This is a genomic window from Aquimarina sp. U1-2 (assembly GCF_017897595.1).
GTDB lineage: Bacteria > Bacteroidota > Bacteroidia > Flavobacteriales > Flavobacteriaceae > Aquimarina.
On record NZ_JAGKIK010000002.1, the window covers coordinates 447174 to 463131 of the forward strand.

At 35.7% G+C, this 15958-nt stretch carries 16 protein-coding genes; 5 read left to right on the forward strand and 11 right to left on the reverse strand.

From position 1 onward, the window contains the following. Positions 1–2 precede the first annotated feature (2 nt). The 7 genes from moaCB to glp form a co-directional block, all read right to left on the reverse strand. Positions 3–914 (reverse strand): bifunctional molybdenum cofactor biosynthesis protein MoaC/MoaB, encoded by a 912-nt coding sequence (gene moaCB / locus J8281_RS04825; protein ID WP_210196456.1) that lies wholly within the window; start codon positions 912–914, stop codon positions 3–5. A gap of 96 nt (positions 915–1010) precedes the next feature. Beyond that, positions 1011–1454: a molybdenum cofactor biosynthesis protein MoaE gene (locus J8281_RS04830; RefSeq protein ID WP_210196457.1), complete on the reverse strand. Its 444-nt coding sequence runs from the start codon at positions 1452–1454 to the stop codon at positions 1011–1013. A gap of 8 nt (positions 1455–1462) precedes the next feature. Further along, positions 1463–2557: a HesA/MoeB/ThiF family protein gene (gene moeB / locus J8281_RS04835; RefSeq protein WP_210196458.1), complete on the reverse strand. Its 1095-nt coding sequence runs from the start codon at positions 2555–2557 to the stop codon at positions 1463–1465. 11 nt (positions 2558–2568) lie between these two features. Continuing rightward, positions 2569–2805: a MoaD/ThiS family protein gene (locus J8281_RS04840; RefSeq protein WP_210196459.1), complete on the reverse strand. Its 237-nt coding sequence runs from the start codon at positions 2803–2805 to the stop codon at positions 2569–2571. Further along, complete coding sequence (locus J8281_RS04845) at positions 2789–3373, reverse strand: molybdenum cofactor guanylyltransferase (RefSeq protein ID WP_210196460.1); 585 nt, start codon at positions 3371–3373, stop codon at positions 2789–2791. The genes J8281_RS04840 and J8281_RS04845 overlap by 17 nt, the downstream gene beginning before the upstream one ends. A 100-nt stretch (positions 3374–3473) precedes the next feature. After that, positions 3474–3809 carry a winged helix-turn-helix domain-containing protein gene (locus J8281_RS04850; RefSeq protein WP_210196461.1) on the reverse strand — a complete coding sequence of 112 codons (336 nt, stop codon included), beginning with the start codon at positions 3807–3809 and terminating at the stop codon, positions 3474–3476. 100 nt (positions 3810–3909) lie between these two features. Continuing rightward, the gene (glp, locus tag J8281_RS04855; RefSeq protein WP_210196462.1) at positions 3910–5097 is read right to left on the reverse strand and encodes a gephyrin-like molybdotransferase Glp; all 1188 of its coding nucleotides are present in this window, start codon (positions 5095–5097) and stop codon (positions 3910–3912) included. Between the two features lie 435 nt (positions 5098–5532). Here glp and J8281_RS04860 point away from each other — a divergent pair, with 435 nt between their 5' ends. Together J8281_RS04860 and J8281_RS04865 are read left to right on the forward strand one after the other, a co-directional pair. After that, positions 5533–6198, forward strand: a complete 666-nt coding sequence (locus tag J8281_RS04860) for a hypothetical protein (protein ID WP_210196463.1) — start codon at positions 5533–5535, stop codon at positions 6196–6198. 7 nt (positions 6199–6205) lie between these two features. Continuing rightward, positions 6206–6784: a hypothetical protein gene (locus J8281_RS04865; protein WP_210196464.1), complete on the forward strand. Its 579-nt coding sequence runs from the start codon at positions 6206–6208 to the stop codon at positions 6782–6784. Positions 6785–6919: 135 nt separating this feature from the next. On the opposite strand, the gene J8281_RS04870 is transcribed toward J8281_RS04865, so the two are convergent. After that, positions 6920–8137, reverse strand: a complete 1218-nt coding sequence (locus J8281_RS04870; RefSeq protein ID WP_210196465.1) for a hypothetical protein — start codon at positions 8135–8137, stop codon at positions 6920–6922. An 857-nt stretch (positions 8138–8994) separates the two neighbouring features. Here J8281_RS04870 and J8281_RS04875 point away from each other — a divergent pair. Beyond that, on the forward strand, positions 8995–9540 hold the full coding sequence (locus J8281_RS04875; RefSeq protein WP_210196466.1) for a carboxymuconolactone decarboxylase family protein: 546 nt from the start codon (positions 8995–8997) through the stop codon (positions 9538–9540). Between the two features lie 213 nt (positions 9541–9753). Here J8281_RS04875 and J8281_RS04880 read toward each other — a convergent pair whose 3' ends face one another. Further along, on the reverse strand, positions 9754–10596 hold the full coding sequence (locus tag J8281_RS04880) for an AraC family transcriptional regulator (RefSeq protein WP_210196467.1): 843 nt from the start codon (positions 10594–10596) through the stop codon (positions 9754–9756). A 267-nt stretch (positions 10597–10863) separates the two neighbouring features. Between J8281_RS04880 and J8281_RS04885 the strand changes: the two genes are divergently transcribed. Continuing rightward, positions 10864–11244, forward strand: a complete 381-nt coding sequence (locus J8281_RS04885) for a DoxX family protein (protein WP_246848970.1) — start codon at positions 10864–10866, stop codon at positions 11242–11244. 155 nt (positions 11245–11399) lie between these two features. Here the strand turns inward: J8281_RS04885 and J8281_RS04890 are convergent, their stop codons facing one another. Further along, positions 11400–12155 carry a LytTR family DNA-binding domain-containing protein gene (locus J8281_RS04890; protein ID WP_210196468.1) on the reverse strand — a complete coding sequence of 252 codons (756 nt, stop codon included), beginning with the start codon at positions 12153–12155 and terminating at the stop codon, positions 11400–11402. Further along, entirely contained in the window at positions 12155–13237 is a 1083-nt protein-coding gene (locus J8281_RS04895; protein WP_210196469.1) for a sensor histidine kinase, read from the reverse strand. Before J8281_RS04895 ends, J8281_RS04890 begins: the two co-directional genes overlap by 1 nt. A gap of 245 nt (positions 13238–13482) precedes the next feature. Between J8281_RS04895 and J8281_RS04900 the strand changes: the two genes are divergently transcribed. After that, complete coding sequence (locus J8281_RS04900) at positions 13483–15864, forward strand: TonB-dependent receptor (protein ID WP_210196470.1); 2382 nt, start codon at positions 13483–13485, stop codon at positions 15862–15864. Positions 15865–15958 lie beyond the last annotated feature (94 nt).

Consider the following 15958-nt stretch of genomic DNA (forward strand, 5'->3'; position numbering starts at 1 on the left):
ATTTAATCATGCCGCGCCCCTTTCAAAATTCTAAAAACATGTAAAATTTCGGGAAAAATAGCCTCCATCGATTCTTTTGCACCATTTGTAGAACCGGGAAGCGCCAATACCAATGTATTTTCTATGGTTCCTACCACACTTCTTGATAGCATAGCGTAGGGCATGCGATCCTGACCATATTTACGAATAGCTTCTTCTACACCGGGTATGGTTCGATCTAACAAAGGTTGAAGCGCCTCGGGAGTTACATCGCGTTTGGATAACCCCGTTCCTCCTGTATAAATGATAATATCTGCTCCTTGACTTTGGTAATGTTTAGCTTTTTGCTGAATAGTTGCTACTTCGTCTGGTATAATAGCATAGTTCAAAATTTCTACATTACATTTTTTTAATTTAGATATGATAGCCTTGCCTGCTTTATCTTCTTTTTTTCCTGCCGAAATCGTATCAGAACATACCACTACAGCTGCCTGTATATCTGAACGAAAAGTATCTGTATAGTCTGATTTACCTCCCTTTTTATCGATCAATTTAATATGATGAATCTCTATCCCTTTATCAATAGGTTTGAGCATGTCGTACATGTTTAAGGCTACGATACTCGCTCCGTGCATCGCCTCTACTTCGACACCGGTCTTATAAATAGTTTTTATGGTAACCGATACCTGGATTTCAAGATCACTAATTTTATATGCTATGTTTGTATATTCTATAGGTAAAGGGTGGCAATCTGGAAGTAGATCCGGAGTTTTTTTCACACCTAGCAGTCCTGCAGCTTTACTCATAGCCAATACATCGCCTTTGGGCACCGTCCCTTTTTTTATGGCTTCGATTGTAGCTGGCGTACTCACCTTAACCACGGCTTGGGCTGTGGCAATTCGTAGTGTTGAGGTTTTATTTGTAATATCTACCATGATCGCGAGCAACTTTTAAATTGTCATCCCCTCATTTGTGAGGGATCTAGTTCGTTTTGTTTTTTGAATTTTGGTCTGCATTTTAGTAATGCGTAGTTAAGTGTTTTGTTTCCATTGATGGGTTTGATCTTCGAAAATTTCTTTACCAAAAACAGGAACATCAGCTTTTATTGCCTCTACTACATATTCTAAAGCTTCGAAAACTACTTTTCTTCTGGGAGAAGAAACAAAAACGAAAAGACAGATTTCTCCAGCGTTTACTTTTCCTAAACTATGGTAAATATGCATACAGGTAAGGTCAAACTTTTCAAAAGTGGTCTCTCGTATTTCGTGAAATTTTTGATTGGCCATATCTTCGTAAGCCGTATATTCGATAGCTGTGATTGTTTTATCATCAATACTATCGGCCCGTACTTGCCCTAAAAAGATATTATGAGCACCGATACTTGTTTTTGTTTGATGTTTTGCGATAGATGTGCCTATAAATTCTGAAGAAATTGCTCCTTCTCTAAAAACATTTTTGGGTTTCTTTTTTTCCATAGTCAATATTAAACTTTGCTTAGCGGTTTATGATTATGAAGCGCAAGGGCTCCTCCTTTTAGGTGTGCGACATTTGTAAATCCATTATCCAAAAGCAGTGCTGCCGCCTTTTTACTGCGAATGCCTGATTGGCAAAAGACCACAATTTCTTTGTCTTTATCCAAAGTGGTTAACTTTTTAGATAGTACCCTTAACGGAATAGAAATAGCATTCAAATGTTTCAATCGAGGCTGTTCGCTCGTTTCTCGAACATCAATGAGGGTACTATTTTTAGTTGAGGTAATATCTTCGGGTGTAACTTCTTTTATTGTTTTAATTCCGCAGAAAAAATCATAATCCATTGTTTTAAATTGATCTGCTAAATTGATGACTTTCTCTACTTCAGATTCGATACGCTGTATAGAAAATGTTGAAAACCGGGTAGTAAGACTATCATATACCAGTAGTTTTCCGTTCAATATCTCGCCTATTCCTAGTATAATTTTTAAAACTTCGTTGGCTTGTAGACTACCTATGATTCCGGGCAAGACTCCCAGAACTCCTATTTCGGCGCAAGAAGGAACACTTCCTGTCCTGGGCGGGTCGGGAAATAAACAGCGGTATGTAGGGCCGTTTTTGTAGTTAAATACCGAAACCTGTCCTTCAAATTTAAAAATTGCTCCGTATACCAGCGGCTTGTTGGCGATAACACAAGCGTCACTTATCAAATATCGTGTTGAAAAATTATCGGTACCATCTACAATAATATCATATTCAGAAAAATAAGACAAGGCATTCGTTGTACTTAGTTTTTCTGGATACGCAATCGTATGTATTTCAGGATTTAAATCTTCTAGGCGATGTTGTGCGGCAATGGCTTTATGTTCACCTACTGCGGTTTGTCCGTATAAAATCTGGCGGTGTAGGTTAGAGGTTTCTACGCGATCAAAATCTATGATACCTATTGTGCCAACACCGGCTGCCGCAAGATATTGTAATATAGGGCAGCCTAACCCACCAGCACCAATAACCAACACTTTTGAAGCCGTGAGTTTTTCTTGTCCTTCCGTCCCAATTTCAGGAAGAATAATTTGTCTATGGTATCTGGTGTTTGATATACTCATTGTCTTTTTTTTCAACCGCCTGCAAAAGGAGGTAACAAAGCAACTTCGGCTTCAGCATGGATATGATCTTCATTAGAAACCAGTCTTTGATCTACGGCAATTTTAAAGTCTAGATTATTTAATTCGGGATACTTATCTTTAAGTTTTACAATTAATTTGGCAACAGAACTACTTTCTATTTCCAGCTGTTCCTCGCTAACCGAAGTAGTTTCTGCTAACATGCCAAAGTATTTAATGGTCAATCGCATGTATTATCGTTTTTAAATCAGTCACTGTATTAATATTATGAACCAAAAACCAATCCTTTTTGGGAAGCACGATAGTCTTGGTATTCATTTCAGAAATTAAAGTACGCAAGCGTTTTTCTCCTCTTGAAAGTACATCTAGACAATAGGCTGCACATCGTTTCTTATATAAAGCGATTAAAGGCATCGTTTTTCTATTAGCTTCAAATTGAACCACATCATAATCATCATTTTTGTAGGATGTTAACTTTTCTAACAACGAAGTAGTAATCATGGGTACATCGCAGCTTAAGATGATGTTATTTACGGTTTTAGAGTGCATTAATCCAGCGTGTATTCCTGCTATTGGCCCAGCATTGGGAATATGATCTTCAACCCTTTTGATTGCAAAGGTATCATATGCAGAAGTATTACTTACGATAATGATCTCGTGGGTAAGGGGCATTAGTGCATCAATTATATGTTGAATAAACGGCTTGTTGTTAACAATCATCAATCCTTTGTCCTGACCCATCCTTTGGCTTTTGCCCCCTGCGAGTATAATACCGGTTATTTTTTTAAGTTGATTCATACGTTCACATGTTTTTAATTGTTTGAAAACAAACTAATTAAAAAATGGAGAACGTATGTAGCCGCTACGCTCTCACATTAAAAATTTTAAACATTTCCTTTCATAAAGAAACCTTGTGTAATTCATGATCCAAAAATTCCCAACATTTTTGATTGATTTCATCAAAGGTCTGTATAACTTCTTCACCATAAGCCGTAAGGGATGCTCCACCACCACCTTTGCCGCCAATTGCCGTAGTAACCAACGGTCGATTGCCAATGGTATTCATGCTATTTAATAAGTTCCAGGCTTTTTTATAAGACATACCCAAACACTTTGCCGCTTGACTTAATGAACCTGTTTTGGCGATAGCTTTAAGAAGGCGTACTCGTCCTTCACCCAAAAAAACACCATGGTCTGACTCTATCCAAATTCGACTTTTGATTTTATATTTCATTATAACCAAACGTTATGTTTTTAAAGATACAGCGAAATTTTGAATATAGCACTTATTTTGTATAATTTTTAGTAAGTTATATGAGCTTGCTTAGTAAAATCTAATGCATCATCTGGTTTATAGGAATGATTTGTACGGTATCACCAGGATTGATTTCTGAAATTTCTTCAGGGATATATAGTAAAACATTGGCTATGGCAAAAGAACGTAGCATTGAAGAAGCTTGACCATCGAGAATCGTCGCTTTTCCATCCTTCAAAGTAGCTTTTAAAAACTCTGCTCGCACGCCCTTTTTTGAATACGTGCTGTTTGAGATTGAAGAATTGCGTTTTAAATGGTAGTCTGCTACACCTGAAATTTTTTGTAAAGCCGGAAGAACATAAATATAAAAACAACTTAATGAAGAGGCTGGATTACCTGGTAAAGCAAAGATCGTAGTGTGTTCTTTTTTTGCAAAATAAAGCGGCTTGCCAGGCTTTTGCTTTACTTTATAAAAAATTTCTTTGACCTGAAGCTCGCGCAGTACCTTACCAACAAAGTCATAATCACCCACCGAAATCCCTCCTGAAATAAGAATAACATCATGTTGTTGCAATACTTTTTTGAGCAGGGTTAGCGTAGCGTCATAATCATCTTCTACTTTATAGCGTGTCGTATTTTTAAAACCGAAGGTTTGTAAGGCAGTAGAAAGCATAATAGAGTTACTTTCATAAATTTGCCCGTGTTTAAGTTCTTGTCCCGGTTTAATAAGTTCATTTCCGGTAGCAATAATTGCGATAGATGGCTTTTTGTACACTTCTACATGGGTTACTCCCAACGTGGCGAGATATCCAATAGACGCTGCATTTATAAAAGTACCTTTTGGAAGTGCAAGATCACCTTGTTTAATTTGTTCAGCTAATGGTCGAATATTAGCATCCTTTTTTGCAGGTTCATCCAAAAATAGCTGTTTGGCGACTACTTTGGTTTTTTCTTGCATGATTACTGATTTGGCAGTAGATGGTACGGGTGCTCCTGTGAAAATTCGAATCGCTTCATCTTTTTGTAATACGGGATCGCTGTTATCACCAGCTTGTACTTCGCCAACCAAGTTAAATTTGTTTTCTTCAATAGAACCCAAGGCATAACCATCCATGGCCGATTGCCGAAATGGTGGCATATGAATAGGGGAGATTACATCATTAGCCAAGGTAGCACCCAAAGCCTCTGATAAAGAGACCGTAAGTATGTTCTTAGTTTTTTCAGTATATTGATCAACGAGCGCTAACGCTTTTTCGACAGGTATCATAGATGGCTTTACAGATAAATTATAAAGATACAGTATTGAGGCGAAATCTTACGGCAAAATTGATGGAGTTTCTAATTATAGTAGCGATAAAATTGAACTGATATAAACTTTTTTGATGTAAGCAGGACCGACCCCATAGGAAGATGCCAAATGGTGCGATTGCGAAAGGTTTTGTGCTTGGATGAAGTAATTTTTTACTTGCATAGCCGCGTTACGGAAGTCAAAAATTATAAAGTATACGTGTAAAACTGCATTTTTTTTATCAAATTGAAAAAAGTTTCAATCAGTTCATTGTAAGGGAGGTATGATATCTCGAGTATCGCTATAAGTTTACTTATATTTGAAGTAGTAACGATAGTATAAAGGTATACTTCTACAAACTTTTGGATAGGTGTACTATAATCTTTTGCGATAATGCATTCAAATATCTTTAAAATGAAACAAATACAAATAGCTCTGTTTTGTGTGACAGTAATATTCTATGGTTGTGCCAGCTATGGCCCTAAAAACAAAGAGCTTTCATCGGTTTTATTAACCACTCAGCAGCGATTAGAAGCGTTACAGAAAAAACTCATAGAAACAAATGATTCAAAGCTACTTAACGTTTATAATGAATTGAATGAAAAGAGTTTGGAGTTGTTCCCAGTTTTGGAAAAATGTAATGATAAATACGCACTTACTCCAGAATATATTTCCACATTAAAAGAAACGGAAAAAACATTAAGTTATCTTCTTAAAAATTATGAGACGATAGCCAATAAAGAATATTTGATCCATGCCATATACCAGGATTACGATGCCAAACTAAGCACAATTCGTAATACTGCACAAAATAATGCTACTACAAAAATTAAGGTAATCGTAAACTCTAACGAAGAAGAAGGATTTTTTGTTTTTGGAAAATTATCCTACGAGCGAGAACAAGATATTAAAAGATTTCGCTTTAACCGGCCCACTCAAGATGCGATCCATGATTTTGTGCCTGGATATTATTTATTTTGGTTAGAAAAAGACGATAGGATAGGAGAGCCAGAGCTACATCTTATCATGAGTACTAGTGGAGAAGAAGAAAAAACACTAGTACTACAAACCCCAAAGTGAAAGCATTATGTTTGTATCAAAGTTAAAAGAAGTTTGGAAAGAGGTTACTTTGTTAAGCACATGGATCGCTGCTTTAGCAGGTGCTTTTATCATTCCATTACCATCTTGGTATGCAACCGATGATCATAGTTCTTTTTTAGTAAAGTTTGGAATATTTGTTGCTACAGCACTGGCAGGTTTTCTAATTTTATATTCTTTAAAAAACAAAAAGACTCGGGTCTGGATGGGATTGTCAGTTAGTTTTATTCTAATTTTGATAGGAGTTTATACGGCTTATTATTTTACTAGAGAAGCCAAAACCTTGCCCTATCAAGAAAAAGATATCGTAATCGGAAATGAATTTATAGCCAACAATCCCTTTAAAGCTTTCGAAGCTTCTCACGGCTTCCTACCGGCAAGAAATGAGAAAATGATGATCTTATTGGGAGATCCAGAGAAAGCTTGGACAAAAGCAAGTATTACTGCCAACAGAGTACAACTTATTGTCCTGTTATTTTTATGCTATTTATTTTCTGCAGGGTTTATTATTTCTTTTTGTAATCTTATTCTTTTATATAGAGAAAAGTATACCCAAAAAGTAGCATGAACAACCTCATCGAAAGCTCGGTACTATGCTAAAATTAAGAAAACATTTCCATTACCAGATCTCGTTCAAAGCGTTGTTTTGTAATGTGTTTGAAAGTCTAATGACGAAGTTCTAATAAATACGGATTACATATACTCACTTTTTTAGTTGTTCTTCAAACCATTGACTCGTTGTTTGATCCGTAAGCTTTGTAACCAACTTTAGGAGATTTTTTGTGGTCTTGATCTGTTTTTCATGGGTTTCTCTTAAGAGCATATCCATTTTTTCTTTACCCATCTTATGTTCTAATTCTTGTAAAATAAGAGCGGCTTTATATGTTAGTACAGCATTGCTTTTAGAATTATTTTTATCGATTCCCCAAACTGAAGGAGCTTCGAGCTTTTGAATCCAGCTATCTATTTTTTTAATCCATTCATCACAAATATCCTGACCATATTCTGCGCTATAGATTCTCATAGAACTATATTCGGCAAACCCTTCATTTAACCAATCTTCCCAGGTAGCCAGGTCTGCCTTATCCCACCACAGATGAGCAATCTCGTGCGCTAGTGTTTTAAAATCTATTTTGGTAAACTTTTCGTCAAAAGCAAGAGATATGTAATTAGGTCGTGCGTAGGCTAGAGAGCGTTTGGAATTGTTAACAATTATATGTAGTTCTTTTGAGTTGGTTGGCCCATACGTTTTTTCAAAATGAGCATAAAATTGTTGTGATTTGTTCTGGATGCTTTCAATTATACTATCTGCCACTTGATGAGAGTAAATATGAATTTTTTTATTCTTTGTGGATATTTTCTTGGCTTTTGATGAAACTAAAAACGGAATGTCAAAGGTTTCTCTCGTACTTTTAAGTACGTTATTTGACAAAAGATGAGCTCCTATGATTGTATCTTTCGAGTTGATTTTCACTTCGTAGTGAAATAGTCCGTAATTGATATTCCAAGGAAACCAGTCTGTATAGATATTAAATTCTGCCCAATCCGGTTTGTATTGAAATCGTTTATTTTTTATTTCGTCAAAACTAGTTGAATAGGATATATTCAAGCTTTTCTGGTAAATATTATCAACGGCAATTAATAGTTGTTTTTTCCTACTATCATAAACTAACTCTTCAGCAGTAATTTCATAAGGTATTGATACGCCTTGAGACTTGATCGCATTAATTTGAGCCCCTCCTTGAATGTAGAGCTTAATGACATCACTATTCAAAAACGAATCAAAAGTGATATTGAGGTCAGCAATGTATACACGTTCTTTCATATTCACGGTTACACTTCCTGTGTATTTATCCAGTTTTTGAGCGCGTATATGCTGTAAAGACAAAATCAGTATTAAAAATACAATGTTAGTTTTCATAGAATAGTATGTTTCAAAGTTTAGTTATACTCATTTTGGTATGATATCTACATTCAAAATAAATAGTTTATTCGTTTATATAGATGAGAAAAACTTTTTTTTGTTACAATTTTGAGTATTATAATTCACACAACTGCTGCCTACTTTTTCCTTTTCAATTATGTCAGTAGGTCTTCCGTAGAATTCAATTTTCCTAATAATATACCAGTGGCTTACTTGCAGTGCCTAAAGTGATATGGTCATCTGTTTTTATCTGTTTAAAATTTTATAATTCAATGAAAATAAACAGTTACAAAATTATAAACAGTTGTAACCGCTTCGTTTTCGCATAAGCTTATTTTACCCACTTTATACATTAGAAAATTTACTACGGTCCAGAACTGCTTCAAAACCAAGCACTACGTTATGTTTTTAGATTTCGCCGTAGCCTTTCGATTCCGCTCAGGGTAAACTGCTATGCTAAAACTTAGAAAACACTTGGTTTTATCGCATTTTTAAACCTCATAACGACATTCTAATACATAAACCGGGTTTAATCATATCGGTAGGGTAAGCTGAAGAAAGTTTAAACCAGTTCATTAATAAAGTTCAGGTTTTGGGAATTATGTATAATTCAACAGGAAAAACATATATGCCGTTGGCTGTGTATCGGTTGCATCTTTGTGGTGTACTTAAAATTAAAATAAGAATGAAGCTAAACAGCACCTCACTTTTCAACCTGATTGAAATTTTTGGAAACTCAAAAAGAAATGCAAACAGAACACCTCGGAACTGTGATACACATCCTCACCATGATTACTATTGCGATTCCGACAAATTATATGAAGCAATTTAATAACATTTTAAAAACAAAGATTATGAGCACATTTAATGTACCAACAAGAGATGAAGTAAGTGAAACTAACAAAGCACTATTCGATAATTTGGAAAAGACCGTAGGGTTTGTTCCCAATCTTTTCGCCACCTATGCGTATTCGAATAATGCCTTGAAAAACTATCTCGAATTTTCGAATGCAAAAACGTCGCTTAAGGCAAAAGAAAAAGAGGTGATAAACTTAGCGGTAAGCCAGGTTAATAATTGTGAATACTGTCTTGCAGCGCATACGGCTATTGCTAAACTAAACGGTTTCACCGAAGACCAAATATTAGAGTTGCGTGCTGGCGAAGCTTCTTTTGATAGTAAACTAGATGCTTTGGCAAAACTGGCCAGAAATATTACTGAAAACAGAGGAAATACAGATTCCGAAGTTTTGGAAACTTTTTTCAATGCCGGGTGGACCAAAGAGCATTTAATAGATACTATTTCGTTGGTGGGTGATAAGACCATTTCGAACTATATCAATAATACCACAAAGATACCAGTAGATTTCCCCGAGGTCACACCCCTAGAAGTTGTACAGTAATACCCCCCTTGTTTACACAAGTACAACGAAAGTGAGCAGTCTATGAGAAGTGGACTGCTCTTTTTTTATTTTGGTATAAGTACTGTATAGGTAGCCAAAAGTACTCAACAACGGCTATCTAAGCGTGTGACCGTAGACATTTTTTAGAAAATTTTGAAAGGGTAGCTTTTGTATGTACATAGATAACTTACCATAAGTATTATTGTAAAGCAGTTAAAGATTGCTCTTGAATTCTTTTTGAAAACTGCCAGGTGGGCTGCCCGCTTGATTCTTAAAAAACTTTGAAAAATGCGCAGGTTCTGAAAAGCCTAATTCAAAGCCAATTTCCTCTGCATTTTTATCAGAATATAACAACAGTCTTTTGGCCTCAAGAATAATACGTTCGTTAATTATCTTTAATGGTGATTTATTTCCAGATTTCTTAAATGCATTTGATAAGGTTTTAGGAGACTTAAAGAGCATATCTGCATAATCTGCCACTTGATGTTTTTGTTTGAAATGTTGTTCTACTAAAACATGATATTGCCGTACCAAATCATACTGTGGTTTTGGTAAATCTGCCTGATTATTATCTTCCTTTATAAGTCTGGTTGACTTGATAAGCAATCGCTTAAGGATTGAACGTAGCATTTCCCCTTGAATGTGATCTTTGGTCTCGAACTCTTCTTTTAAAATTACCAACATTGCCTCAAAGCTCTTTATATCTCTTTCAGATAAAGTTAGTACAGGTGGTAATGAGGAGCCATAGAATAGAAAACCGTTGCAAGAAACTTCTTTATCATGGTCTCTAATACAATAGAATTCTCTATTAAACACCAATGCTGTAAATCCGGCATCCTTTTCTAGCTCAACTATGTTAAGTGGTGTGCAGAAAACCACCTGATTTTTTTTAACCTGTAGTTTATAACTATCAACTGTAATTTGGGCAGCACTATCGCGTGCCCATAAAATTTTATAGAAACCTTTTTGATCCAATAAATTCATTGCAGGGCCACAACTAAAATTGGTTACTATAAAATGGCTTTCGTCCTTTATGCTAGTATAATCAAGTTTCATAGGTTTATTTTTATTGCTTTTGATGGTCAGACCTGCTTGCCTAGCGGCTGTTAGGCGGGTCGAATTGCCATTTCATCATATCGGTGGGAGTATCTCACATTATTATGACTTACTTCATATAAAGGATATGATATCCAATTAGCTGTACTTTTTGCTGGTCAAGATACTATAAAAAGGGAAAAATATACAATTAGCCGTGAACTATTTATATCGCATAAAGCCGATTTCGAGCCTACATTTGTATCAGTAATAATCAATAAACAAAATATGATGAATACAGGTAATACAATTATTAGAATAGGATTTGGGCTACTCTTTATTTGGGGAGGGTTAGAAAAGTTTTTTGAAGGATTTCTTGGAGGCGTAGGCCTACAGAATATGGCCGATTTTTTAGCCAACAGTGGATTAGATTTTTTAGGTAGCAGCGGTACATTTATACTCGCCATCCTATTGGCGGCATTTGAACTTATTGCAGGTGTGTTTGTACTGATAAACCGTTTTAAGTTTCTATCGTATGTTTTTTTAGCTTTTACGATGTTAATGGCACTTGTTTTGGTACATATACCCTCAGGAAACTGGTTGAATATAATGATACATATCGCTCTATTGACTACTTTAAGTGGTCTCGCAGTAAACGAGCGATCTTAACATGATTGCAAAATCCTCTATACCTTGGTTGATTGCTTATAGGTTTCTAGTCCTAATGCCAATACTTTTGTGGGAATAGTCTAGTAATTTGTAGATACGATAGTCAAATACTTTATTTTGCTAAAATTGTAAACTTTCAACCGGGAAGGCTTAGGTTACATATCTAACCATTTCTTAAATGAAGTACAACGTTCTCTGGATACTATAACTTTTTCAAGCACATCAGGCTCAAGTCTTAACAGTAGACGACTATTGAAGTAATTATGTATTTCTTCAACAGATGTAAGGGATATCAGGAATTTTCGATTTACTCTGAAAAAATCAATCGGGTTAAGTAATTCTTCTAGTTGATCTATAGTATATTCAATAGGAAACGTTTTACCGTTAAAAGAGCGAAGACAAATACTACCATCACTGGCATAAAAATAAGCAACATCGGCTACATTAAATGTACTAAAATGATTTCCTACCTTGACCATAAAGCGATGTTTGTATTCTTTTTTGAAAATATTTTTAAACTGGGCTATATTCGCAGTAGAATGATCTTGTTGTATTACAGGCCGTTCCATAAATTTTTCTAGAGCGGTCTTTAGTTCTTTTTTATCAATAGGTTTTAAAAGATAATCCACACCGTTATATTTAAATCCCCTTACCGCATATTCATTGTAGGCAGTTGTAAAAATCACAGGCGGTTGTTTTTCTAAGGCTTCCAGAATATCAAATCCATACCCATCATTAAGTTGAATATCTAAAAAAACCAAATCTGGAGCCTCATTTTGCAGAAACCAAGACTTTCCGCTTTCGACAGAATCTAAAGTATCTACAATTTCAATGTCAAATCCTAACTCATTGATTTGATTGGTAAGGCGTCTTGAGGCTATTTGTTCATCTTCTATGATTAATGCTTTCATCAGGAAACTATAGTTAGTGGTGGTCTCATTTCAATATCCTTACTTAATAGCGGTAATTCAACTCGAAAAATACTATCTGTTTTTTCAATCCTCACCTTTGTATTCGAATAGAAACCAAAACGTTTTTTAATATTTTTAAGACCCAATTGAGTCGAGTTTTTTACGTTTTCCCGTTTTCGAAATGTGTTCTCTACGATCAACATTTCTTCGGTATTGGTAATAGAGATAAGCATCGGTTTTTCTTTTGAATAATAATTATGCTTCAAGGCGTTTTCTAAAAGCATCTGTATCGATAGTGTAGGTATAACGTAATCTTTAGTATTTAGATTTATGTGTGTACTAATTTTTAATGACATGTTGTGACGTATGTTCATCATAAAAATAAAAGAGTCTAAAAAATCCAGTTCCTTGTTTAAAGGTATTAAATCTTTATCACGGTTATCTAAAATATATCGATAGCACAAGGCTAGCCTGTTTGTAAAATCAGAAGCCAAATCTCTATCTTCGTACATTAATGCGGTAAGGGTATTAAGGCTATTAAAAAGAAAGTGTGGACTTATCTGGCTCTTTAGGCTTTTGTATTTAGAAGTTACCAATTCTTTTTCCAAAGACTGCATTCTATTTTGAACTTGTTTTTTTACCTGGTTGCTAAAGTAAAAAAGGTTAAAAACGGATACCGTAATAGTTAAGGTGGTTGCGCGTAGCATATCAGTTATGAATTGCTGTATTGGTCCGCCTTCACCACAATTAATGCCAAGATTATCTCTAAAGTAGAAAATAGCGATATAATAGACTATCGCAAAAATAGGTATCATTATGAATAAGGTCGCAGCCAGAATCAATAAGCCGTCTCGCCAATCAAGGCTGTTCAATCGGTTCTTTTTAACGTGCTTCTTGATCAACCTATCACTAATTTCCCAAGCGGTAATAAAAAAGAATACTGCGCTGAAATAATAAAATAATGTAGCATTATCCAGTAAGCTGTTATCCTCAACCATCGAGTAATGAATACAGGCAAAAACGCCAGTTACCACCATTAATCGAATGGCTAATTTTTTAAGAATCTTTTGTAATAGCTTCATAATACAAGGATATAGTACTTTCAAAAGTAAAAAACCACTGCGATATCACCTAATTAGTATATTTGAACTGTTGATTTTTACTTTAAATCGTTTTTAATCCGTGCTCAACTGTAGGCTAATAAATAATTCTTGCATTTAGCAGTTCTATGAAGTTTTATCTTCGTTTAACCCATAATTTCTCAATTTAATTTTTCTGGATTTCTTGTAAAGAATTTGAAGCGCAGTTTTGAATAAAACTTTTAGAAATGAAATTAACAATCACTTACGCTATTTTAATAATTACGCTCTCTGTAACAGCACAAACAGGCACCATAAAAGGTCGCGTTATTGATCAGCAATCAGGCTTGCCCATTCCCGGAGTGACTATAGAGCTTTTAAATCAAGAAGCGGCCAAAGGAGTCATTACCAATCAAAATGGTTATTATACTCTTGATGAAGTACCGCTAGGGAGGCAGGCAATTCGTTTTTCTTTTTTAGGATATGAAACGATTACCAACGGAAACATCGTAGTAACTACGGGTAAGGACGCTAGGGCAAATGCCCAACTTATTGAAGCATTCGGACAATTAGACGAAGTAGTCTTAACCTCTTCCAGAAGAAAAGATAGGCCAATCAATAAACTGGCTACTGTTTCTGCAAGGCAGTTTGGTGTCGAAGAAGTTCAGCGATTTTCTGGAGGTCGAGGTGATGTGGGTAGACTAGCTGCAAACTTTGCCGGGGTATCTGCTCCAGATGATAGCCGAAATGACATTGTAGTTCGGGGGAATTCTCCTACAGGACTATTGTGGAGATTAGAAGGTATTCCTATTCCCAGCCCTAATCACTTTGCAACTGCCGGGACTACAGGTGGCCCTGTATCAGCATTAAACCCCAATATGCTAGAAAACTCTGATTTTTTTACTTCGGCATTTCCAGCAGAATATGGAAACGCTATTGGTGGAGTTTTTGATTTAGGATTTAGAAAAGGAAATAAAGACGATTATGAGTATACCGTTCAAGCCGGTGCGTTTACCGGACTAGAAGCTATTGCCGAAGGACCAGTGGGAAAGAAAAATGGTTCTTTCTTGATCGCTGGTCGTTATTCACTAATCGGATTAATTGGTGCAGGAGCAGGAACTGCAGCCACACCAAATTATAGTGATGTATCTTTTAATTTGGATTTTGGAGACCGAAAATTAGGTAACTTTTCAATATTTGGAATTATAGGCAACTCAGATATAGAATTTTTGGGTGAAGATATTGATGAAGATGATTTATTTGCAGCAGAGGACGAGAATGCTTTTGTCAATTCGGGATTTGCTGTGTTCGGGCTAAGACACCAAATAGGCATAGGAAAATCATCGTATGTAAGAACTATACTATCATACGCTAATAGCTCAGATGAATTTGAAGCAGATAGATTCATTAATTTTGATACGCCAGAAGAGCGAACTATACGTTATACAGAGGTAGACAATGCTGAAAACAGAATTGCCTTATCTACAATGTTCAATAGCAAACTTAGCAATAAGGCTACCTTGCGTACAGGAGTGGTTTTTGAAAGATTCAACTCAGAACAACTGAGCCGAGATCGCGAAGAACAACCTGATCTTAATGGTGACGGGGACCCCGACCTGACTACTTTTATTAATATTGATGAAAGTCTTTCTATTATTCAACCTTATGTGCAAGGACAATTTAGATTATCTGAAAAATTGACACTTAATGCTGGTCTACATTCTCAATACAGTGATTTAAACGAGCAGTTTGTCTTAGAACCCCGAGCCGGACTTTCCTATAAATTCAACAACACGCATAAGATTAGTATAGGCTATGGCTTACATCATCAGCTTGTTCCGCTTCCTATACTTTTTCTCAACGAAACAGTTAACGGTACGGTACAACAAACTAATGCCGACCTTGACTTTACCAGAAGTAGTCATTATGTTCTGGGTTATGATGTTGATATGGGTAAAGGATGGCGTGCAAAATTAGAGGCCTATTATCAAGATATCGATAATGCCGGGGTAGAACCATTTCCAAGTAGTTACTCAACACTTACCGAAGGTGCAGATTTTGGGTTTTCGAACGACAGGGTATCACTAGTGAATGAAGGTACGGGCTTTAATCAAGGTGTCGAATTTACATTAGAAAAATTCTTCAGTGATGGGTACTACGGCTTATTAACCACATCTATTTTTGAAAGTAAATACGAAGGTAGCGATAGCGTAGAACGCAACTCTCCTTTTAATAATGGATATGTAGCTAATTTATTGGCGGGGAAAGAATTTAAAATCGGTAAGGTCAAAAAGAATACTTTTTTTGTAGATACACGACTCACCATAGCTGGTGGCCGCTACGAAACCCCGGTAGATTTGCAGGCCTCTCAAGATGCTGGTTTTGAAGTGTTACAAGAAGACTTGGCATTTAGCGAGCAGATAGATGATTATATGAGATGGGATGTGAAATTTGGGTTTCAGTTTAACTCAGCCAAGAAAAAGACTACCCACCGCTTTTATGTAGATTTACAGAATGTAACCAACAATGACAATGTATTTCAAAGGCGTTACAATAGACTTACCAATGAGATTAATCAAGTAGACCAGATTGGTTTCTTTCCTGATGTAGGTTATCGTTTCACATTTTAAAGCGATTTTCGTCTCTTTATATTTTTGCTTAGAGTTCAGTAGTTAGTTACCTATCGGAAGAAGATGCTATAGTACTGCTGTCTGGTAGCAGAGT

Bases quoted from the DNA above. Each gene is read 5' to 3' on its own strand.
- J8281_RS04850 (WP_210196461.1), bottom strand. From the start codon at position 3,809: ATGAAATATAAAATCAAAAGTCGAATTTGGATAGAGTCAGACCATGGT.
- J8281_RS04830 (WP_210196457.1), bottom strand. From the start codon at position 1,454: ATGGAAAAAAAGAAACCCAAAAATGTTTTTAGAGAAGGAGCAATTTCT.
- J8281_RS04900 (WP_210196470.1), top strand. From the start codon at position 13,483: ATGAAATTAACAATCACTTACGCTATTTTAATAATTACGCTCTCTGTA.
- J8281_RS04870 (WP_210196465.1), bottom strand. From the start codon at position 8,137: ATGAAAACTAACATTGTATTTTTAATACTGATTTTGTCTTTACAGCAT.
- J8281_RS04895 (WP_210196469.1), bottom strand. From the start codon at position 13,237: ATGAAGCTATTACAAAAGATTCTTAAAAAATTAGCCATTCGATTAATG.
- J8281_RS04845 (WP_210196460.1), bottom strand. From the start codon at position 3,373: ATGAATCAACTTAAAAAAATAACCGGTATTATACTCGCAGGGGGCAAA.
- glp (WP_210196462.1), bottom strand. From the start codon at position 5,097: ATGATACCTGTCGAAAAAGCGTTAGCGCTCGTTGATCAATATACTGAA.
- J8281_RS04875 (WP_210196466.1), top strand. From the start codon at position 8,995: ATGAGCACATTTAATGTACCAACAAGAGATGAAGTAAGTGAAACTAAC.
- moaCB (WP_210196456.1), bottom strand. From the start codon at position 914: ATGGTAGATATTACAAATAAAACCTCAACACTACGAATTGCCACAGCC.
- J8281_RS04890 (WP_210196468.1), bottom strand. From the start codon at position 12,155: ATGAAAGCATTAATCATAGAAGATGAACAAATAGCCTCAAGACGCCTT.
- J8281_RS04840 (WP_210196459.1), bottom strand. From the start codon at position 2,805: ATGCGATTGACCATTAAATACTTTGGCATGTTAGCAGAAACTACTTCG.
- J8281_RS04880 (WP_210196467.1), bottom strand. From the start codon at position 10,596: ATGAAACTTGATTATACTAGCATAAAGGACGAAAGCCATTTTATAGTA.
- J8281_RS04885 (WP_246848970.1), top strand. From the start codon at position 10,864: ATGATGAATACAGGTAATACAATTATTAGAATAGGATTTGGGCTACTC.
- J8281_RS04860 (WP_210196463.1), top strand. From the start codon at position 5,533: ATGAAACAAATACAAATAGCTCTGTTTTGTGTGACAGTAATATTCTAT.
- moeB (WP_210196458.1), bottom strand. From the start codon at position 2,557: ATGAGTATATCAAACACCAGATACCATAGACAAATTATTCTTCCTGAA.
- J8281_RS04865 (WP_210196464.1), top strand. From the start codon at position 6,206: ATGTTTGTATCAAAGTTAAAAGAAGTTTGGAAAGAGGTTACTTTGTTA.